Genomic DNA, 20,006 nt, shown 5'->3' with positions numbered 1-20,006 from the left:
AGCCGAAAGGAAGTTAGCCTTGTTTGAGACATTGCTGCTCAATTTCTTGTTCATGCTGTTTCCCGTGCTGATCTTTCTGATCTTCTTCGAGAACAGGCCCCATGCCTATAACCGGAAGATCCTTGTGCTGCTCACAGCCCTCACCATGATCCTGTGTATTGCCAAGCCGATTCAGCTGGAGAGCGGATTTATCTTTGACTTGCGGTATGTCCCGTTTATAATTACAGCTTTGTACGGAGGGTACAAAAACGTCCTTCCCTTATATCTGATCCTGAATATATACCGCTTCTATGTCGGCGGCGAAGGAACGGTGCAGTCGCTGCTGTTCTCGACGGCGGTTCTGGCTCTGGTTCCGGCGCTTAGCAAGCGGTTTCTTCGTTCTAAGCCGAGAGGCCGTATTATTTGGGCAACCTGTCTCGTAATCATCACGATGGGCTGTTATCTCATTGTTCTGAGCCTGATCCTGAACAAGCTGGATATGCAGTACTGGATGCTGGTTGTCAACGCCTTAACGATTCACGCTGTCGTCATGGCGGTCCTGATGATTCTGCTGGAGCAGATTCTGTTAAACCTCAGGAACCGCGAGCGGATGATGCAGTCGGAGCGCCTGAACGTGGTCAGCGAGCTGGCGGCCAGCGTCTCGCATGAGATGCGTAACCCGTTAACCGTGACCAGCGGCTTCCTTCAGCTGCTGAATCTGTCGAAGGGCCTCACTCCTGAAGAGAAAAGCTATATCGAGCTGTCCTTGCTGGAGCTGAACCGGGCGGAGAAGATTATCAGCGACTATCTGTCTTTTGCCAAGCCGCAGTCTGAGGACCGGGTCTACTCCAATCTCCAGGCGGAATGCGAATACACCAAGAATGTCATCCTGCCCTATGCCACTATTCACAAGGTTGCCGTTGAATTCAGCTTCAATAATTCACTATATACCCATTACGACCGGAACCAGATGCAGCAGTGCCTGATCAATCTCTACAAGAATGCCATTGAAGCGATGGAGGGGACCGAGGATGCGGTGCTGTCGATTGATATTTCCGAGAGTGAGCAGAACATCCTCATTACCATCCGGGATAACGGTATCGGGATGACGAAGGAGGAGCTGTCGCGCCTGGGCAAGCCGTATTATTCGACCAAGGCAGAGGGCACAGGTCTCGGAATGCTGATGGCCTACAATGCGGTCCATAAGGTGGGCGGGCACATCCGGGTCCAGAGTGTAAAAGGAAAAGGAACCACCTTCCGCATCATCATCCCTACATAACCTCAGGAGCCAGTGGGAAAGTCACCGTGAACATGATAAAGTAACTGTTAGAGGAATGGATTTATTAACCGGGAGGCCTAAATTGCAATGAGAGAAGAATTAATTGCCCAACTGAATGCCTGGCATGAGGCAGACGAGTTTGAAGAGATCGTATCGCGTATCAAAGAGGTGCCTACCCCGCTGATCGACGATGAGCTGGCGGTTCACCTCGGACGGGCGCTCAATAATCTGGGCCGTTATAAGGAAGCGCTTAAATGGTTCAACAAGACCAAGGAGAAGAGCAAGAAAGACCCGCTGTGGCACTTCCGTGTCGGTTACGCCTACTATTACCTGAATGAATACGACAAAGCGATCAAGGCCTTCGAGCGGGCGCATAAGCTGGACCCGGAGGATCAGGATGCAATAGAGTTCCTGGAATGGAGCCGGACTGAAGCGGCGGCGCTGGCAGATACGGAAGATGTTGAGGATACCGACGAGGCTTCCGCCACAGAGGGTGAGACTTCGGAAGAGACCAAGCGTTAGAGTCTGTGAAGGGAAGCCGGTATTGACAGTACGGCGGCCTGCAGCCTACAATGATGACAATCTTACAATCGGGGTGAACAGGATGCCATACCGTACCGTTACGAGTAACTAGTTACCGGGCTGGGTAGAACGCGTACCAGCCGCCAAGGGGGAAGTCTGCCCTTGGGACACGTTAACTAGGAACCTCGTACGGTGTCTGTATGGTTATTCTTGTTGTAGCCGGGACACTGGTTATTCCGCGCGCGATCCAACTGCTGATGCAGGCGGCTTCGTGTATGGAATGACGGGCAGTCCCGGCTTTTTTGCATACCTATGAATAGATTGGAGATTGAATTTATGCTGCGTAAAACTCTTGAATCCCTCAAAGGGTGGGTTATTCTATATCTGGTCCTCGGTTTCACCATTCAGCTCTTGGGCAGCCTGGGGATTGTTGTCTTTCAGAAGGTGCTGGATCAGGCGGCCGGGGGCTGGAGCTTCCGGGATATCCTGTTCTGGATTGTTCTGTACGGAATATTGCTGGGGTTAACGGTCGTTCTCAATTATGCGGATGAATATCCAAGTGCATACCTGTCCAACAGCATCACGGAGAGGCTGAAGATTATGGCCATGTCCTCCATCTCCAGAATGGATTACTCTGCTTATCAGAACATGGGCACCGGCCAGATGATCAAGGTGATCGAGAATGGTGCGGCCGCCGGTAACAGTATTCTGTTTTCTTTTGTTCTGCACACGCTGCATGAGCTGCTGCCGGCCATCCTCTTCAGTCTGCTCTTCATCAGCTACTATGATCTCAGCATCATGCTGGTGATTGCGGGCGGGTATGTAGTGATCTTTGTGCTGACGAATGTGCTGCTTAAGGTGCTTTACCGGATCAAAGAGTCTGTACTGAGCGAGCAGGAGAAAATGTCCCGGTACGGGGTGCGCGGCTTCATGGAGCTGGTGGTGTTCCGCACCAACAAGAAGTATGCCCAGGAGATCGCCAAGCTGAACGAATCGGCCCGGCAGATCATCGGGCAGAGTGCACGGCTGCAGATGGTGCATGAGGCTTTTTTTGCCTTGTTTGAATTGTTCATTACGCTGATTAAGGTCATTATTCTGCTCTACGGGGTGAAGCAGGTGGCCTCCGGGGAAGCCACGGTCGGAGTGATGGTCGCGCTGTTCATGTTTATTGAGAAAATATACACGCCGATCGCCATCTTCAACGTCCTGTTCGTCGGATACAAGCTGAACCGGGTCACCTATCAGCGGTTCGAGGATTTCCTGAATGCCCCGGTGGACCGCAATCTGGAGCAGGGCAAGGAGATCACCGCCCTGCAGGGCGGGATTGAATTCAAGGAGGTCACCTTCAGCTACGGGGATGTCCCGGTACTGGACCGGCTGTCCTTCTCCATTGCCCCCGGCACCTCGGTGGCGCTGGTGGGCCTGAGCGGCAGCGGCAAGTCAACGGTCATTAAGCTGATCACCGGCCTGCTGAAGAAAAGCGGCGGCGAGCTGCTGGTGGACGGAACAGATATCGATGAGCTGCGTCTGAACAGCTACTACGACCACATCTCGTATCTGTCACAGGATAGCCCCATCTTCGATACCTCAATCCGGGGGAATATGGTGTTCGATCAGGAGGTTCCGGATGAGGAGCTGTATGCAGTGCTGGATAAGGTGCATCTGAAAGAGAAGGTGCTGGAGCTGCCGGAGAAGCTGGAGACGAGGGTTGGTGAGCGGGGGCTGAAGCTGTCGGGCGGCGAACGCCAGCGGGTGGCCTTCGCCCGGGCCATTCTGCAGCAGCGGAAGCTGATTATCCTGGATGAGCCGGCATCCGCGCTGGACAATGTGACGGAGGCCAGTCTGATGGAGACCGTGTTCGAAGCGTTCCGCGGAAGAACGGTCATCATCATCGCCCACCGGCTGAATTTCATCTCCCGCGTGGACCAGATTCTGGTCCTGGAGCGGAGGAAGCTGGTTGGAGAAGGGGACTTCGCGACGCTGCTGCGGGATAATGCTCCGTTCCGCCACCTGTGGAATAACGGACGGGGGCAGGTGGAGTAGGGGGCGGGGCTGATGAGGGGCTGCTGGCGGAGACTGATTAGGTGACTGCTGGCAGAGACTGCAAGTACTTCATCAGATTCACACGTGTGAAAGTTACTTCTAACTCATCGCTTGCTGCTTAGGGTTGCCGTGCCCGATTAAGGTGCCAGGGGTAGGCTTAAGTGCAATCTGTACAACTAATCCGCCGGTTGTTCCACCAAACCTCTGTTTAGCTGTATTTCGTGCAAGTAAAATGCTTCTATACCTGGATTTTCGCCCATCCGGGCAAATGTAGTTGTACAGAATACAGTTAAAAGAGGAAAGCTTTCTGTTTCACTGTTTTTAGATGCACACAATACACTTATCTCTGATTATTCGCTACAAACGCAGCTAATACCTCACTGCAATTGTCCAGCGTTCCGTCTGCCGATTGCATTATGTACATGAGAATTAGTGATTTCGCCAGCTATATAGCGATCTGTTGCAGATCGTGCAATTGAAATCTGCATATTAGCCCGATAAAGCTAACTTTGCTGAAATCTGCTGTACAGAGTACAACAGGTTCGATAATATGGCCGATTTCGGGTCGATCTATTGCAGGTAATGCAATGGATCGGCATCCGGCAGGGTGGAGCTGCCAGCTCAAAAAGGCGATCTCATCAGAGATCGCCTTGGCGGGGCACTTCAACCTCGAAGCCCGAGCCATTCCGATTCGTTCTGCCAGATCGGGCCGCTACTACGTGAGCGGATTCATCCGCACCTGCGCGCCCTTGCCGCTGGTCTGCAGCCCGGAAGCCTTGCTTCCGGCCTCCTTCAGGTCCGCGACCAGGCGTTCCAGCACGGCCTTCGCAGCGGCGGCTTCCTTCGCGCCGGAGGACTTCACGACAAGCTGCACCGGCTTGCCGGAGCGTAAGTGCTTGTCCGCCTGACGGAGCTTTGTGTCGTAGTCATGCTCTTCGATATAAGCGGTGAAGCGCAGCTCCTTCACCTTCTCGCTGCTGCCTCCGCCGCCTTGGGGGCGGGTGGCAGTGCCTTTGCGGGCAGCCTTCGCAGCCGCTTTGCCTGTGCCCTTGGCCACCAGGCTGCAGGGCGGCGGGCTGCTCATCAGCGAGGTGCAGACGAGGTCGGCACCTGCGGCTCTGGCCATTGACAGTGCCTCTTCGCGGGATAGGGTGCCGAGCTTCTCGCCCTTCAGCCCGGTCAACTGGACCTCGGCGGCCCGGATCTGTTCATTTATCAGTACAGCCACGGATAAGCATCCTCCTTTAATCAAGTATGATATAGCTATCATATATGGAAGCGGAGCTGTCTTCAATATGGGTAGCCGGATGACGGCAGCGCGGCAGTAACTTTAGGCGAAATGGCAATGAATGATATTGGAGAGGTTGTCCTGGTGCCGGGGAGGTTCCGGACAGCCTCCTTTTTGTGCGGAATCAAGTTTCTGTGATCTGAAGCATGTTTAATCTACTGATTTTCCGGTGAAATGGGTAATAGTGACAGAACTAGGGAGGTTAAAGTATGGATGAAGCATTGCTTGCACAATTCAAGCGTTGGCATGAGCAGGATGAGCACCAGCAGATCGTGGACCGCATTCTGGAGATTCCGGTAGACGAGAGAGGGTATGAGTTAACCAGCCAGTTAGGCCGGGCCTACAATAACCTGGACCAATACGGGGAAGCGCTGGAGCTGCTGCTTAGTGTGGCGGAGGAGGGCGCGGATGATCCGCTGTGGCATTTCCGCATAGGATATTCCTATTATCATCTGAAGCAGTATGAGCAGGCCGTTCAGGCGTTTGCGCGGGCGGATGAATTGCAGCCGGGAGACGGAGATTTTCAGGCGATGCTGGAGTATAGCCGGGAGGGTGTGCAGCGTGAGGCGAGAGAGCAGGCCAGACGCGCCGAAGCGATACATAATGCTAAATTGCTAAGAGAGAGCGGAAGCAGGGACCTGGGTTCTTTTCTTGATTTCTGTGCGGATTTCTGGGATGACAGCGACTACGCCTTGGAATCTTATGTGTCTCCACTGCCAAGTGACGAGCTGATTGCTTCGGTTGAGGAGGAGCTGGGCTATAAGCTGCCGGCTTCTTACATCGCCATGATGAAGCAGCATAACGGGGGGATTCCGCGCAATACCTGTTTTCCGGTGAGTGAATCTACGTCCTGGGCGGAGGATCATGTGGCGATCTCAGGGATTGCCGGCATCGGGCGTGACAAAAGCTACTCTCTCTGCGGGGATTTGGGCAGCCGCTTCATGATCGAGGAGTGGGGGTATCCCGATATCGGCGTGGTCTTCGGCGACTGTCCTTCCGCAGGCCATGATGTGATCATGCTGGATTACCGCCACTGCGGGCCGGAGGGTGAGCCCGAGGTCATACATGTAGACCAGGAGGGGAATTATGAGATTACGTTCCTGGCCCCAGACTTCGAGACCTTCATCCGCGGGCTGGTGAACGATGAGGTGTTCGATACCTCGGAAGAGGACAAGCAGGCGGACCTGACGAAGGTGGCCTCTGCGCAGTTCTCTCCGCTGCTGCAGGAGCTGTGCGGCAAGGTAACGGAAGTGGACGACATAGAGGGCATCATCCGCAGGATCTGTACCGCCATCGTTGAGGAGAAGGGGCATTTCAGTCTTCATGCAGATGAACGCTCCACTCTGATGTATGATCTGCAATTCTGGCTCTACACCAACGCCTATCCGGATACGAGCCGTGAACAATATCTTGAGGTGTATTCCAAAATGATCGCGTTCGGCGGGGAATTCAGCACTGGCGGATATGCCCCGGGATTCATCACGGACTGGCTGGATGACCGTATCCGGCAGGGTATGATCGTGAACACCGGCGGGAATCTCCGGTTCACGGATGAAGCGAAGGAACAATTATTGAAGAAGCTGAAGGAGGCGGAAACGGTGGGAGCTGTGGATCTGAAGCCTTTTATTATTGTGGAGCAGGATAACGGCGGCAAGTCCGTGATTCTGAACGCAGGCAGCTATAAGTCCGAGGTGTTCGCGGCGCGGGAGGACGAGGGCTTCGAAGGGGGAGGATATGACTGGGCCTCTCTGGCCGCAGTCTTCCTGGAGGAGCGGATGCCGGAGCTGGCCCAGCTCATCCGCTTCGACCCGGAGGCGGATATGTTCTGCGCCTATTCCTCGGACGGCGATGCGCTGGTCAAGTTCGCCACCGCCTTCAAGCGGGCCTGTGAGGACGACGAGCTGATCCGCGATTTGTTCTCGCGGGCGGAGCTGGATTAGGGGGAATGGATGGGACTGCCTTCTTTTAGAGGGCGGTCCCTTGCTTTTATCAGAGAGATGAAAATAGGTGAATCCGGCCAGCCAAGTGGCATAAATGTGGGGAAGCGTGGCGGGTAGCTGTAGTTCTGCAACTAAGCCGCCCGCCGGGCCATAAGGTATCTATAGAAAAATTTCGCTCTCCGCGCTCAACTTGACCCACATAATTGGTATGTAGACCTGACCGTTCTGCAAGCTGCTCTTGCGAGAGGTTCATTTCTTTACGTGATCTTCGGATGCGGTCTCCGCGTTCAACCCCGCCTATATAGCTATAGTGAAGTGATGCAGCTTCTGCCAGTTGCTCCTGGGTCCATCCTTTAGCTTTTCTAAGCTCACGTATCCGACTTCCTACACTTTCTGGTAAATTCATGGGATCACCTCATGAATACTTATGCCTCAAAAGCTCCTTTTACCTCGCCAACAATCCTCTGTAAAGTGCTGATTTGCTTCACGCTTAATCCACGAACAATAACCGCATATTCATCAAGGGCTTTCCGCTGCGCAGCTTCAGTCTCGTTGAGACCTTGAGAATGGAGAAATAACTCGCCGGGTTGAATTTGTAGTGCTGTTACGATTTTCTCCAAGGTATCTATAGAAAAATTTCGCTCTCCGCGCTCAACTGCTCCTATGTACGCATCATCTAAGTTGGATAGCTCAGCTAATTGCTGCTGTGTTAATCCTTGGGCCTTCCTTATTGCGCGCATTCGGTCTCCGACCGTGTTCCGTAAGTCTGTCATAGAAATCACCTCTCCTAAAGGTTAGGAGAGTACGTGCTTAAAAAGCAGGGTCGTAAAGGCGGTAAAAGTAATTGATAATACTACTTATTAGCAGTATATTTGATTTATTGTACTACTTTTCAACTTTTATATAAAGAAAAAAAGGAGGCTCCACCCATGCGCCCTTCTATTCTAAAATTACTCAATCCGGACATTATCGTTGAAATGCTGGTAATGGAAAATTGCTTAGAGGAATGGGACAAGATGCTGAATACGGCAGATATTCTGTACAGCTATGCGCAGTGTATCTATGAGGAGAGGCAGTATCACAAGGCTAAAGGGCTTCCGGTACCGCTTATGGACATGCAGCGTCCGCTTGTCTATTATTTCGGGTTCAGTCATCTGATGCGGGCATCGCTTATCAGAAGCAGCAGAAGTATGACGACGCTAGAGAGATGATATACCGCTATGCTGAGCTTGGCTGGATGGAGGATTTGGGTGTAGAAGGGGAGGCAATTGCTGAGGAGTTCAGAGGTTTGGCGCGTGCTAACCTGTATATTATGGATATTCTCTCAGGGAAGACTGGACTTCTGGAGGAATATTGCAGTTTTTTGGAGGATAATCCTGAAGAGCTGCTACCCGGACTTGGTGCCATCCTTCAGGCTGCTAACTAGCCCACCAGTCCAGACACGATAGCAACTTCAAGCGTTGTCTGGCATTATTTGAAGCGCTGCGTGAGAGAGTGACGGCAGAAGAGAGCAGACGGTATGATGAGGTACTGGCAGATTGTCTGGCGCAGGTTGTTCTAGAGCTTCCTGAATATCTACCTTCGGAAGTCTAATAGCCATAAGGTCCGGTTAACTGAAAATCTGTTGAGAGAGATTATAAAAAGCAATTCTTCTACATAGAGGACAAGGGAACAAGATCTGTATGTTCGGATTAACCAGACTCTTGCCCCCACATCCCAGCACAACGGCGTGTAGCTTGTTTGCACTGATTATGTCCGTTTATCTAACTAAATTTGCTTAGGCTCTGAAGGGCGAAGCATCCCCCCGACCAGCCTCAGACTTTGTCTGCGGGTCATGAACCGCGTAATCTGGGCACTCAGGTAATTGCGGATTCCAGGAACAACGTATTGTTTCCCCCTGGCCATTGCCCGCAGTGTGAGGGCTACAACCCGCTCCGGAGAGTCCTTCGCGCCGCCGACAGAGGCATCCTCCGTTCCTACCACGTTGAAGAAATTAGTCTCTGTCGAGCCTGGACACAGGGCGAAGAACTGCACGCCGCGGTTACGGTTCTCCCACCACAGGGCGTCCGTAAAAGACAAGACAAAAGCTTTAGTCGCCCCGTAGACGGCCATATAAGGCAGCGGCTGAAAGCCTGCGGTAGAAGAAACATTGATCACAGCGCCTGTTCCTCTGTGGAGCATTCCAGGAAGGAAGAGATGTGTCATATCGACTACAGCGGCTACGTTGAGCATGACCTCTTCATGCTGACGTTCGCCGGAGACCTGCTCGAACAGACCATGGGTAGCAAACCCCGCATTGTTCACCAGCAGGTCAATATTCAGGCCAAGCTGCTGGCATTGCTGGTACAGCTCTCCGGCAGCACCTTCGAGTGACAGATCCAGGGGAATAACCCGGCACTCCACTCCATGCCTTTGTGTCAATTCGGCTGCAAGGGCATTTAGTTTGCTTGCGGTCCTGGCTACCAGTACCAGATGACTGCCTTCCTTAGCTAATTGTCTGGCGAACTGTTCGCCGATTCCCGAAGAGGCTCCGGTGACTAATGACCATTTCCCTTTAATATTCATCATTTCTACTCCTTTTGAATCAATGTTTTGTTTTGGTAACAGTGTTACCTTTATAAATCATAGTAACCAAGATGTCACGCGTGTGTCAATTCATTTTTTCAGCATGATGGGTGAATTGACAAGCTTTGAGCAAATGTTTAGAATTCCTGTTAGAACCGGGCAACTCTGTTGCTGGTCAATAACATGATAACCGAATGCAGGTGATTCTTATCTATAACGAAGACCAGTCCCCGCCAGCTACAGGCCGAACACTGAAGACCTATCAGGAAGCCCGTCTGCAAAATACGGAAAATCTCCGTAAGCTAGTGGTGGATGCAGCCGCAGCTATTCTGCAGGAAGAGGGGCCGGAGGCCGTCACTGTGCGCAGGGTATCGCAGAGGATGGGCTGTTCCACCAAGATCATCTACAGTCTGTTTGTCAATAAAGAGGGCCTGGCCCAGCAGTTGTATCTGGAGGGCTGCAAGCTGCTGGCCCGGCGGTTTGAAGAAGTACCGCCGTCCGCTGACCTCCGGCAGCATCTGCTGGATCTGGGCGAGGCCTTCTGGCAGTTTGGGCAGGACTATACCAGCTACTATAAGCTGATGTTCGGAGGGGCTTTTGCCGAGTTCAAGCCGGATGCGGAGAGTATGCAGGGAACGCTGACTGCCATACGCCGTTTGCTGATGCTAATTAGCACGGGGCAACAGCAAGGACAAATCTCGGATCAGGAAGAGACGGAGACCCTTGTCAGCACGATATGGGCATCGCTGCACGGTGTGATCCATCTATATATGGGCGGGTTCCTTGGCGATGCCGAAGCAGCCCATGCCGTATACAAACAAACAATGGCTTTGCTGTCCCAATCCTTGTTTACGTCGCCTGGGCCAGGCAGAGGGGAGAGCAGAGAATGATTGCACTAATCTTGGCAGCGGGGTATGCGACCCGCCTGTATCCGTTGACGATAGACACGCCGAAGCCGTTGCTGCCGGTTCAGGGGGAGCGGACCATTCTGGATCTGCTGGTGGCGCGCCTGGAGATGCTGGAGGACATTGCAGAGATTCTTATTGTGACGAATGACCGCTTCTTCGTTGCGTTTGAACAGTGGCGGCAGGAGTACCGGGGGAGGAAGCCTGTCCGTATTCTGAATGACGGCACCACTTCTCCTGAAGGGCGGTTAGGGGCGATCGGCGATATCCAGTATGTGCTGGAGCAGGAACAGATAGAGGACGATCTGCTGGTCCTGGCCGGAGATAATGTGCTGGGGTTCGGCCTTGAGGGATATTTAGACTATTTCCGCAAGGTGGGTAAGGACTGTATTCTGGTGCGGACAGTAGATGATCCGGCAGAGCTGCGCAGGATCGGCGTGGCGGAGCTGGATGCGCAGATGCGGGTGGTGTCGCTGGAGGAGAAGCCGCAGCAGCCCCGCTCGAACATCGGGGTGTTCGCGCTCTATATCTACAAGCGGTCTACGCTGCCGTTGTTCTCCCGGTATCTGGCCGAGGGGGGTAATCCGGATGCGCCGAGTTATTTCCCGGAATGGCTGCATTCCCGCCGGGAGCTGCGGGCCTACTATACGGACGGGACGATCGAGGATGTCGGCACCCCGGAGGCTTACGGGCAGATGCGGGCCAGGCTGGAGGGGCAGGGCGAATAAATAAGTTTAAGAAACAAGCAGTCTATCCAGCGGAGGATAGACTGCTTGTTTTCTTATAATAAAACTGACTGAATTCATCTACTATTTAGCCTGAAGTTTAAAAGAATAATCCTTATTATTGTATTTGAATTTTATAGAGTCCAATGTGTTTGTGGCAAGAGCGTAATCATCTAATTTCTCTTTCTTACCAGTAGAAACGTTATAAACAAAGGCTTCAGAGCTACTGCTGCCATCAGCATTCCCGGAAACTACGCTAACCCCGACGTAAAGATTTTCTTTTTCATCAATTGCATACGCATAAGAATCTCCCCCTGTCGAGTGAAACTCATTAATAGCTTTGTTAAATGTGGGATCTTGAACATCCATAACCCAGACTTGTTGTCTTAGCGGCTGGGCTCCATCTGTAAAGATGGAAGATGTATGATAGAGGATATGACTTCCAAATCCAAATACTTCATCAACTGTTAGAATAGCTTCACCATCTTTCAGTTGCAGGGTGGTTAGCTTTTTTGATTTCTCTACAACCAGATTCTTCTCATTGGCAGGACTTAAATAGAAAGTAAACGGTTCAGTTGGATAATAAACTGGATTTGCTTCTGTTCCAGGGGCTATTTTCATTTTTGGTGCCGGTGACCAAACGATACCAGCAGACGTCTTGACAGCAAAATTGAATTTTTCTGTTTTCATATCATTTAATGAAATACTGTAGCTGTCCTCTCCAATTTTCATGATTTTATTGTTGGAGTTTGAAGTGGAGTTTACTTGTTCCCCTGTTTGAGAAGTCGCATTCGATGCTTCTTTTGTTTTGTGAGAAGTGTTGGTACTACTGTTACATGCAGAAATAAGCAAAGTGCTCATGAGAATTGTTGTTAAAATGTAGAGTTTTGTATTTTTCATTGGTTGGGCTCTCCTAACATTACTTTATTTTTAATATACTTTATTATACAATACGGAAATAGTTTTTCATTACTTATTTGTTATTATATTCAATAAATAAAGAGACAATTATCATATATATATTTACATATTTGTAATGAATATTACCTACAGTCTGAGAGTATAACTGTGCAATTGTCCCTTTTTAGGCACTCTTCTTGGATGTTTCTCAATTTTAAAGCGTAGAGTTGACCAACTGAATCATAGAATTCCAGATCTTCCGGAGCAGCAGTGAGTATTTTTTTGTTTAATATGCAAATCTCTTTTTGAATTTCTAATTGTCTTTCCATATTACTTTTTACCATATTTAATTTCTCCGTTCGGTTTGAAGTGTGAAAAGTCAGGTGAATGTTCGATATCAAAATTTAGAGTCTTTTCAATTATTAGCTCTCTTAAGGTCTGTAATAAATCATCTTGGTCATTCAAATCGACTATATTCTTTTGTTTGTTAAGTAATGGAGAAAATATTTCTAAAATCCTCTCTAAAGCTCTTTGATCTCCTTTCTGGGCTAAACTGACCAAAAGATATAAATCTTCTTCCATAAATGATTGCTCCTTTGTTTATTTACTGAGGTGGAAAGGTCCTCACTAACTTTAGTCAGAGTCATTAAAGTAGTCGGGAGTTAATGATTATTAAGGCATCTACTGGTCTTTCTTCCACTGAAATAAATAGTTCTCATTTTAACCAATGCATTTCTTTTTCTATTGAAAACTGCTTGTGGACTGATGGAAAGGAACTCGGCAATCTCAGTATCTTGGTAAGACATCATGTAGGATAATACAATTACTTGTTTTTGCTTTGGGCTCAGATTGACCCATGCCAAGTAAAGTGTGTCGTCTTCAATATTATCTTTGAAAAATTTCTCTCCGAAAAAGTAATGATCAAAAAGTGGAGCATTATTAAAAAGGAGTTCATCCTTGTTGTTTTTATTAGAAGAGTAGTCACTGTCTAGGTAAAGAAGATTTCTTTCTTTAACCTTATTCATTTTTCTCATAAAACCAATGGTAGCAAAGTGTATAGTTGAAGAAATAAAGTGAATAAAACGTATCCTGAAATAATATTTCTTGAATGCTATATTAAGAAGTTGTAGAGTAACTTCGCTCCCTTTAATAGCTTGAACTAACCATTTAATGTGTTGTTCGTCATCAAAAAAGGAGTTGACGATTGGATTTAACGATATGTTTTCTTTATTTTGGAAAAAACTCTCGACAAGTCCCGACTCTGCTTTGCTCAACAATGTTAAATTCATTACGTATATCCTCCTCACGATTAATATGAAGTCTATTAATAAAGTGAAGAATAGAATCCTAAAATAAACCTAAATTAGAACATATGTTCTATTATATCTCATAAACCTACATATTTGTTTTTTTATTAAATTTTTTGTAAAAAGAAATATGTTTCTCCCAGTCTTGAGGCTACTAAAATCTAAAATGCAAAAGGACGAGGTGTCCCGTAAAAGGGTTCCTCGTCCTTGATATCAACATTAAATACTTTCCTCATAAAATGGTTCCGACAGATTTTAGCCACAGCAACTGGGTGCCAGAGTAGTACCGATTTTAGTTTTGGATATAGAGGAGTAAAAAACCTCCCACCATCGTTGAAGAATATTTCCAGCTGCGCTTGGAATTGCACCTACAGCAGAGCCGGGAGAGTAATAAAAACTTTCAGCCCATCCCATTGCCCCCATGGCAGCGCATCCTGCACCGAAACCAGGAGGATAATATGTGCCAGCACCTGGGATTGATCCATACCTATTACTGGCTGGAAGTGTATAACCATTAGCAATTGCGTCTTTAATATACTTTGATGCAGAGCGTCCATTAGCGTCAACAGCACTAACTTTAAAATTTGTTCCTGTCATCAGATTAATGAAGTCTGTAACGCCTACACAGATATTTGCATACGGGTGGGCAGGACCACTTCCATAAGCATTTGCTGGATTGTTGTAGGGAGTATTAATATTTTGACTTCCTTTTCCGCTCTCGTGATACCACATAATCAGAATCATTACGTAAGGAACGCCTGTCTTGTAGCTTGCCCAGTCAGCATACTTCCCATAAATCGATTCAAATGTTGAAGCTGAGAGTTCGACGCCTCCACCATTTGTTGAACATGTAAATGCCATAAATCAACACATCCTTAATTAGAATTTAAGCTCAAACAACTTACCATGGATGATGTTGTTCTCTTGCTTATATCTAATAAAGTGAAGTCTATGTTCTTTAAATCAACCTACAGTTCACCAAATTTCCATCTAGCTAAAAAAGTAAATAATTGTTATAGTTACTAATGTAAGCGCTTGACCAAAATTCATCGGAGATAGATACATACAGATAGTGGACGGATACCGTGACTGCGGGCTAGGAATCAATACACCATTAATAAGGAGGAAGGCGGAATGAAGTTTAGAGCCAAAGCTATTCAAAGGGTTACCCAATGGGCCGCGATGGGGCTGCTGGTGGTGTCGTTATTCGGCGGCTCCCTGGCGGCGGGCGGTGAGAAGGTGTACGCCGCCGATTGCTCGAACGGCTACGTGGCCTTGACGTATGATGACGGGCCGAATGCAAGCACCACCACCAATCTGCTGAATGCGCTGCAGCAGAACGGTCTGCGCGCCACGTTCTTCAATGTCGGGCAGAAGGCGCAGAGTAATCCTTCTCTGGTGCTGGCCCAGAAGAACGCAGGGATGTGGATTGGCAACCACTCCTGGTCCCATGCCAATCTGACACAGGTAGGCACCTCTCAGGCCACCTCAGAGATTACGCAGACACAGCAGACGCTGCAATCCATCACCGGCACCGCGCCGAAGCTGTTCCGTCCGCCGTATGGTGCAACCAATGCGGCCCTGAAGTCGATTCAGGCCCAGAACGGCCTTACCGAAGTGCTCTGGAATGTGGATTCCCAGGACTGGAACGGAGCTGGAACCTCTCAGATCGTGGCTGCTGTCGGAACAATGAAGAATGGCGATGTCATCCTGATGCATGACCAGTATCAGACGACGCTCCAGGCCGTTCCGCAGATTGCGCAGAACCTGAAGAACCGCGGCCTGTGCTCCGGCATGATCTCCCCAAGCACCGGCAGGGCGGTTGCGCCTGACGGCGGCAATGGTCCTGGCCCTGCAGTAACGAAGGTGGAGGCGGAGAACATGACCAAATCCGGGCAGTACACCTCCAATATCAGCTCTCCATTCACAGGAGTCGCTCTGTACGCGAACAATGATTCCGTGAAGTATACCCAGTATTTCACCAGCGGCACGCATAACTTTTCTCTCCGCGGGGCCTCCAATAACGCCAACATGGCCAGGGTGGATCTGAAGATCGGCGGGGTGACGAAGGGGACCTTCTACTATGGCGGAAGCAGCCCTGCGGTCTACACGATTAACAATGTCAGCCATGGAACGGGCAATCAGTTGATTGAGCTGATAGTCACCGCCGATGACGGGACCTGGGATGCTTACCTGGATTATCTGGAGATCAATTAGCGCGCATAGGTAAGGGGATGCCCCGAACAGCCAGCACATGGCTGCCGGGGCATCCCCTTATTTCGCGTCAGCTCTGCCCGGCCAGCCCCCGGATCTGCTCCAGATCACTGCTGCACAGCACCTTGAGGTGAGCGGTAATCTTCTCAGGAGTCCAATCCCACCACTTCAGTTCCAGCAGCAGGGCGGTGAGTTCATCGTCGAAGCGCTGCCGCAGAATCCGGGCCGGATTGCCCCCGGCGATATGGTAGGCGGGCACATCCTTGGTGACGGTAGCATTAGCCGCAATGATCGCCCCGTCGCCAATGGTCACGCCAGGCATAATCGTAACATTCTGGCCGATCCAGACATCGTTGCCGATAACGGTATCGCCTTTGTAGGGCAGGTCTGCCAGTTCAGGAGTAGCCTGCTCCCAGCCGCCGCCCATAATGTTGAAGGGGTAGGTGGTCACCGAGCTCATCCGGTGGTTGGCGCCGTTCATAATGAATTCGACCCCTCTGGCAATGGCGCAGAACTTGCCGATCACCAGCTTGTCTCCGATGAATTCATAATGATGGGTGACGCGGCTCTCGAAGGTCACCGACTCGTCGGGTTCATCGAAGTAGGAGAAGTCTCCGGCGATGATATTCGGGCGGGTCAGCGTATTTTTGATGAAGCGGACCTGGGGAATCTGCGGATTGGGATGAATCGCGTTCGGATTCGGGCCAACAGGCTGCATAAGCATTCACACACCTTTCCGGAAGAATGGTAGGTTTCATATAATTCCCCATTATAACCGATGGTTCCCGGAAGGCAACTGTACATAGAATGTTGTAGATTCGCCGGCCACACTTTTCGCGTAGATTCTCCCCTTATGCTGCTCCACAATGGACTTCGCAATCGCCAGACCCAGGCCGTACCCGCCCTGCTTGCGTGCTCTAGAGGTATCGGCCCGGTAAAAGCGGTCAAAAATCCGCGTCAGATGCTCCGCCGCAATGCCTTCCCCTGTATTCGAAACGGAGAGGAGAACATCGCTGTTCAGCTTATGGAGCGAGATGTGTACAGCCCCCTTGGGATTCGCATATTTTACCGCGTTATCCAGCAGAATCATGGCCACCTGCTTCACCTGCTCACTGTTGCCCGGCACGGTAAGTCCAGGCTGAATGTCATAGTCGAAGGCGAGATTCTTCTCGAAGATGACGGCCTCCATGGTTAAAATAATGTTCTCAACCGCTTCGCTGATATTGAACCTGCTGTGGAGCATTTCCGTGCGCGCGTCATCCATCTCCGTCAGGTACAGAAGGTCCCCTGTCAGCCGGGTCATGCGCTCAGTCTCGGATTTGATGTACTGCAGCCATTTTGCCTGATTACGGATCGTATCCTCACTGTTCGCCAGCAGCACATCCGCGTTCGTGTTAATGATCGTCAGCGGCGTCTTCAGCTCATGGGAGGCGTCGGCGATGAACTGCTTCTGCTTCTCAAAAGCCTCCCGCACCGGCGCAATCGAGCGCCCCGCAAAGTAGCGGCTGGTGAAATAGAGAATGACCAGCGTCAGCAAGCCGACAGCGGCGAAGGTGTAGATCAGGTTGGTCAGAATTCGCTGCTGGGACGTGATGTCCATGAAGATGAACTGTTTGCCGCTGCCTGTAGCCTTGGTCATGTAAATCCACCGGCTGCCATCCAGCGTAAAGCGCCCCGTATCCTGACCGATCCCGCGGGCCTCCTTCAGTGCGTTCGTGTATAACTCATCGTCCATCGTGAATACCGATTCCTTGCCGGTCATTTGGCCGCTGGCATCGGTCTCCACCTTGAAGGAGACGGAACGCTCCGGCTGGTAGGGGTCAATCGGCCCTTTATCCATAGGGCTGCTTCCCCCGCCGCTTCCCGGCCCCCGTGGTCCGTGCCCATCATCTGGTCCCGGCTGCTGCATGCCCGCAATCCGGTGCAGTGACATGTAGATGTCGCTCTGTACATTGCGGTAGGTGAAGATGTAGATGGCGGCGAAGGCGGCCAGCATAATAATGGAGATGGTCACCAGATTAACAATCAGGAACCGGGTTCTGAGCTTACGGAATATCATGCGCTCCCCTCCAGCACGTACCCCACACTTCGAATCGTGGTAATGCGAACCTCGGAGTTCAGGAAGGCCAGCTTTTTACGCAAAAAAGAAATATAGACCTCCACGTTGTTATGCTCCGCCTCAGAATCGAATCCCCACAGCTTCTCAATAATCAGCTCCTTCGAGGTCACCGCCTGCTTCCTCAGGATCAGCAGCTCCAGCAGCTCCGTTTCCTTCAGATTCAGCTTCATTTCCTGACCCTTCACTGTCAGCTTCGGATTGGCTGTATTCAGCTCAATATCCCCGTATTTCAGGGCATCGTCAGGAATAACCTCGCCTTTGCGGCGCAGAGCCGCGCGGATACGGGCCAGCAGCTCCTCGGAAGCGAACGGCTTGGCGATATAATCGTCCGCCCCGTAATCCAGACCGGTCACCATATCGGTGATCTCCCCTTTAGCAGTAAGCATGATGACCGGTGTGGAGATACCGTCCCGGCGCAGCTCCTTCAACAGACTGATTCCGTCCAGCTCCGGCATCATAATATCGAGCAGCAGCAGGTCATAGATCCCGCTCTGCGCATAATCCAGGCCGGTTCTGCCGTCGTGGACGGCATCTACTGAATAATTGTTTTTTTTGAGGATTTGGGTTAAGGCCTCCGCCAGATGAACCTCGTCTTCTACAATTAGTATTCTCATGGGATGGATCATCCTCTGCATATGTGATGGTTGTGCTGCTGTTGCCATTATATCAAGGGTACCTTTAACCAACCTTAACCCATTTAAGATTCATTAAAGGTTCGGGGGCTAAGATACATCCATAAGCAAGCGGCACCCTATACTCTCCCGAAAGGATCTGATTCCTATGGCCATTGAGGTCTTCAACCGTTACGAGAACAAATATCTGTTCAACCACGAATCCTATCTGAAGCTCTACCACGAACTGCTGGAATATATGGAGCCTGATGAATACAACAAGCAGCACGGCTCCTACTCCATTACGAATCTCTATTATGACACACCGCAGAACTCCCTGATCCGCAGCAGCCTGGCGAAGCCGAAGTATAAGGAGAAGCTCCGCATCAGAGCTTACGGCATTCCGGACAGCGACACCAGAGTCTATCTGGAGATCAAGAAGAAGGTGCTGGGCCTGGTCAACAAAAGAAGAACTCCGCTCAAGCTGGACGAAGCCTATGCGTTCATTAAGAGTGGCAGGGAGCCTGAATTCGCCAGCTACATGAACAAGCAGGTAATCGAGGAGATCAAGTACCTGCTGACCCGCTATCCGCTGGAGCCGAAGCTGTATCTGTCCTATGACCGTAAAGCCATGTTCTGCAAAAACAACCGCGACCTGCGCATCACCTTCGACACCAATATCCGCTGCCGCCGGTATGACCTGAAGCTGGAGCACGGTGTATACGGTGAGGAGCTGCTGGAGCCGGGGCAGTGGCTGATGGAGGTGAAGGCCGAGAAGACGATTCCGGTCTGGCTGGCCAGGATGCTCTCGGAGCATCAGATGTACCGCACCAGCTTCTCCAAATACGGCAATGAATATAAAAAAATGCTGAGAAACAATCAAATAGAAAGAGAGAGTGTCTGCTATGCTTGATTCGATTTTTGCTGTTGCTGAATCTAGTACTGAACTTACGTTCATGAGTGCTGTGTTAACCATTATTATTGCCATCATACTCGGCGGACTGATCAGCCTCACCTATATGAAGACCAGCGCTGCCGGATACTCACAGAGCTTCACGCTGACGATGGTGCTGCTGCCGGTGATTGTCGCGATCATTATTCTGTTGATTGGCAGCAATGTAGCCCGGGCCTTCAGCCTGGCCGGCGCCTTCTCGATTATCCGGTTCCGCAGCGCACCCGGCGATCCGAAGGACATCACCTTCGTTCTGTTCACCATGGCCTCCGGGCTGGCTTGCGGCGTAGGAGCGTTCGGTTATGCGGTCTTCTTCACGCTGATTCTCTGTGTGCTGATGGTTCTGCTGAACCGGACCGGCTTCGGAGGCAAGCGGTCGATGCAGAAGACACTGAAAGTAACGATCCCCGAGAATCTGGGCTATGAGGAAGCCTTCGCGGAGGTCTTCAACACCTTCAATGTCGCTTATGAGCTGAAGAAAATCAGAACCACGGAGCTGGGCAGCCTGTATGAGCTGATCTACGCCGTAACCATTACAGAGCAGACGAGCCAGAAGGAGCTGCTGGACGCAATCCGTACACGCAACGGAAATCTGGATCTGTCACTGACCATGGCCCCGGCCATGAATGACTATTAAATTGTGAGATACGAAAGGGA

Annotated in this window: 21 protein-coding genes and 1 pseudogene; 11 read left to right on the top strand and 11 right to left on the bottom strand. The window is 50.6% G+C overall.

Going from position 1 to position 20,006, the window contains the following annotated elements:
* Positions 1-19 precede the first annotated feature (19 nt).
* The 3 genes from K1558_RS10310 (at position 20) to K1558_RS10300 (ending at position 3,823) form a co-directional block, all read left to right on the top strand.
* Positions 20-1,258, top strand: a complete 1,239-nt coding sequence (locus K1558_RS10310) for an ATP-binding protein (RefSeq protein WP_238651465.1) — start codon at positions 20-22, stop codon at positions 1,256-1,258.
* 87 nt (positions 1,259-1,345) lie between these two features.
* Positions 1,346-1,780, top strand: a complete 435-nt coding sequence (locus K1558_RS10305) for a tetratricopeptide repeat protein (protein WP_238651464.1) — start codon at positions 1,346-1,348, stop codon at positions 1,778-1,780.
* A gap of 336 nt (positions 1,781-2,116) precedes the next feature.
* Complete coding sequence (locus K1558_RS10300) at positions 2,117-3,823, top strand: ABC transporter ATP-binding protein (RefSeq protein WP_238651463.1); 1,707 nt, start codon at positions 2,117-2,119, stop codon at positions 3,821-3,823.
* Between the two features lie 715 nt (positions 3,824-4,538).
* Here the strand turns inward: K1558_RS10300 and infC are convergent.
* Positions 4,539-5,051: a translation initiation factor IF-3 gene (infC, locus tag K1558_RS10295; protein WP_238651462.1), complete on the bottom strand. Its 513-nt coding sequence runs from the start codon at positions 5,049-5,051 to the stop codon at positions 4,539-4,541.
* Between the two features lie 269 nt (positions 5,052-5,320).
* On the opposite strand from infC, the gene K1558_RS10290 reads away from it, so the two are divergent.
* Positions 5,321-7,051, top strand: coding sequence for an Imm51 family immunity protein (locus tag K1558_RS10290; RefSeq protein ID WP_338019681.1), 1,731 nt, complete (start codon positions 5,321-5,323; stop codon positions 7,049-7,051).
* Positions 7,052-7,202: 151 nt separating this feature from the next.
* Here the strand turns inward: K1558_RS10290 and K1558_RS10280 are convergent.
* Together K1558_RS10280 and K1558_RS10275 are read right to left on the bottom strand one after the other, a co-directional pair.
* Positions 7,203-7,457, bottom strand: a pseudogene (locus K1558_RS10280) (helix-turn-helix domain-containing protein); the annotation flags it as partial.
* Between the two features lie 19 nt (positions 7,458-7,476).
* Positions 7,477-7,824 carry a helix-turn-helix domain-containing protein gene (locus tag K1558_RS10275; RefSeq protein ID WP_238651461.1) on the bottom strand — a complete coding sequence of 116 codons (348 nt, stop codon included), beginning with the start codon at positions 7,822-7,824 and terminating at the stop codon, positions 7,477-7,479.
* Between the two features lie 156 nt (positions 7,825-7,980).
* On the opposite strand from K1558_RS10275, the gene K1558_RS33020 reads away from it, so the two are divergent.
* Both K1558_RS33020 and K1558_RS33015 read left to right on the top strand, forming a co-directional pair.
* Positions 7,981-8,262, top strand: a complete 282-nt coding sequence (locus K1558_RS33020) for a hypothetical protein (protein WP_338019680.1) — start codon at positions 7,981-7,983, stop codon at positions 8,260-8,262.
* A gap of 26 nt (positions 8,263-8,288) precedes the next feature.
* Positions 8,289-8,477, top strand: coding sequence for a hypothetical protein (locus K1558_RS33015; RefSeq protein WP_338019679.1), 189 nt, complete (start codon positions 8,289-8,291; stop codon positions 8,475-8,477).
* 341 nt (positions 8,478-8,818) lie between these two features.
* Here K1558_RS33015 and K1558_RS10265 read toward each other — a convergent pair whose 3' ends face one another.
* On the bottom strand, positions 8,819-9,619 hold the full coding sequence (locus tag K1558_RS10265; protein ID WP_420800425.1) for an SDR family NAD(P)-dependent oxidoreductase: 801 nt from the start codon (positions 9,617-9,619) through the stop codon (positions 8,819-8,821).
* A 191-nt stretch (positions 9,620-9,810) separates the two neighbouring features.
* Here K1558_RS10265 and K1558_RS10260 point away from each other — a divergent pair, with 191 nt between their 5' ends.
* Together K1558_RS10260 and K1558_RS10255 are read left to right on the top strand one after the other, a co-directional pair.
* Positions 9,811-10,506 (top strand): TetR/AcrR family transcriptional regulator, encoded by a 696-nt coding sequence (locus K1558_RS10260; protein WP_238651460.1) that lies wholly within the window; start codon positions 9,811-9,813, stop codon positions 10,504-10,506.
* Positions 10,503-11,249: a nucleotidyltransferase family protein gene (locus K1558_RS10255; protein WP_238651459.1), complete on the top strand. Its 747-nt coding sequence runs from the start codon at positions 10,503-10,505 to the stop codon at positions 11,247-11,249. Before K1558_RS10260 ends, K1558_RS10255 begins: the two co-directional genes overlap by 4 nt.
* Before the next feature lie 81 nt (positions 11,250-11,330).
* On the opposite strand, the gene K1558_RS10250 is transcribed toward K1558_RS10255, so the two are convergent.
* The 4 genes from K1558_RS10250 to K1558_RS10235 all read right to left on the bottom strand — a co-directional run bounded on the left by K1558_RS10250 (position 11,331) and on the right by K1558_RS10235 (position 14,314).
* Complete coding sequence (locus K1558_RS10250; RefSeq protein WP_238651458.1) at positions 11,331-12,146, bottom strand: hypothetical protein; 816 nt, start codon at positions 12,144-12,146, stop codon at positions 11,331-11,333.
* Between the two features lie 330 nt (positions 12,147-12,476).
* The gene (locus K1558_RS10245) at positions 12,477-12,728 is read right to left on the bottom strand and encodes a helix-turn-helix domain-containing protein (RefSeq protein ID WP_238651457.1); all 252 of its coding nucleotides are present in this window, start codon (positions 12,726-12,728) and stop codon (positions 12,477-12,479) included.
* 80 nt (positions 12,729-12,808) lie between these two features.
* Complete coding sequence (locus K1558_RS10240; RefSeq protein WP_238651456.1) at positions 12,809-13,435, bottom strand: sigma factor-like helix-turn-helix DNA-binding protein; 627 nt, start codon at positions 13,433-13,435, stop codon at positions 12,809-12,811.
* A 273-nt stretch (positions 13,436-13,708) separates the two neighbouring features.
* The gene (locus K1558_RS10235) at positions 13,709-14,314 is read right to left on the bottom strand and encodes a hypothetical protein (RefSeq protein WP_238651455.1); all 606 of its coding nucleotides are present in this window, start codon (positions 14,312-14,314) and stop codon (positions 13,709-13,711) included.
* A gap of 273 nt (positions 14,315-14,587) precedes the next feature.
* Here K1558_RS10235 and K1558_RS10230 point away from each other — a divergent pair, with 273 nt between their 5' ends.
* On the top strand, positions 14,588-15,670 hold the full coding sequence (locus tag K1558_RS10230) for a polysaccharide deacetylase family protein (RefSeq protein WP_238651454.1): 1,083 nt from the start codon (positions 14,588-14,590) through the stop codon (positions 15,668-15,670).
* A gap of 67 nt (positions 15,671-15,737) precedes the next feature.
* On the opposite strand, the gene K1558_RS10225 is transcribed toward K1558_RS10230, so the two are convergent.
* Genes K1558_RS10225 through K1558_RS10215 form a run of 3 tightly spaced genes read right to left on the bottom strand, consistent with a single transcriptional unit; the run spans position 15,738 to position 18,400 of the window.
* Positions 15,738-16,385, bottom strand: coding sequence for a Vat family streptogramin A O-acetyltransferase (locus K1558_RS10225; protein WP_238651453.1), 648 nt, complete (start codon positions 16,383-16,385; stop codon positions 15,738-15,740).
* A gap of 51 nt (positions 16,386-16,436) precedes the next feature.
* Positions 16,437-17,723 carry a sensor histidine kinase gene (locus K1558_RS10220; protein ID WP_238651504.1) on the bottom strand — a complete coding sequence of 429 codons (1,287 nt, stop codon included), beginning with the start codon at positions 17,721-17,723 and terminating at the stop codon, positions 16,437-16,439.
* On the bottom strand, positions 17,723-18,400 hold the full coding sequence (locus K1558_RS10215; RefSeq protein ID WP_238651452.1) for a response regulator transcription factor: 678 nt from the start codon (positions 18,398-18,400) through the stop codon (positions 17,723-17,725). The genes K1558_RS10220 and K1558_RS10215 overlap by 1 nt, the downstream gene beginning before the upstream one ends.
* A 166-nt stretch (positions 18,401-18,566) precedes the next feature.
* On the opposite strand from K1558_RS10215, the gene K1558_RS10210 reads away from it, so the two are divergent.
* Positions 18,567-19,310 carry a polyphosphate polymerase domain-containing protein gene (locus K1558_RS10210; RefSeq protein ID WP_238651451.1) on the top strand — a complete coding sequence of 248 codons (744 nt, stop codon included), beginning with the start codon at positions 18,567-18,569 and terminating at the stop codon, positions 19,308-19,310.
* The gene (locus K1558_RS10205) at positions 19,303-19,986 is read left to right on the top strand and encodes a DUF4956 domain-containing protein (RefSeq protein ID WP_238651450.1); all 684 of its coding nucleotides are present in this window, start codon (positions 19,303-19,305) and stop codon (positions 19,984-19,986) included. Before K1558_RS10210 ends, K1558_RS10205 begins: the two co-directional genes overlap by 8 nt.
* The last annotated feature ends 20 nt before the right edge of the window (positions 19,987-20,006 follow it).

The sequence above is a fragment of the Paenibacillus piscarius genome, assembly GCF_022234545.1.
In the GTDB taxonomy this organism is placed as follows: Bacteria; Bacillota; Bacilli; order Paenibacillales; family Paenibacillaceae; genus Paenibacillus_AQ; species Paenibacillus_AQ piscarius.
The sequence above is the reverse complement of the archived record's forward strand: the minus strand, read 5'-3'. Positions and strand labels throughout refer to the sequence as shown.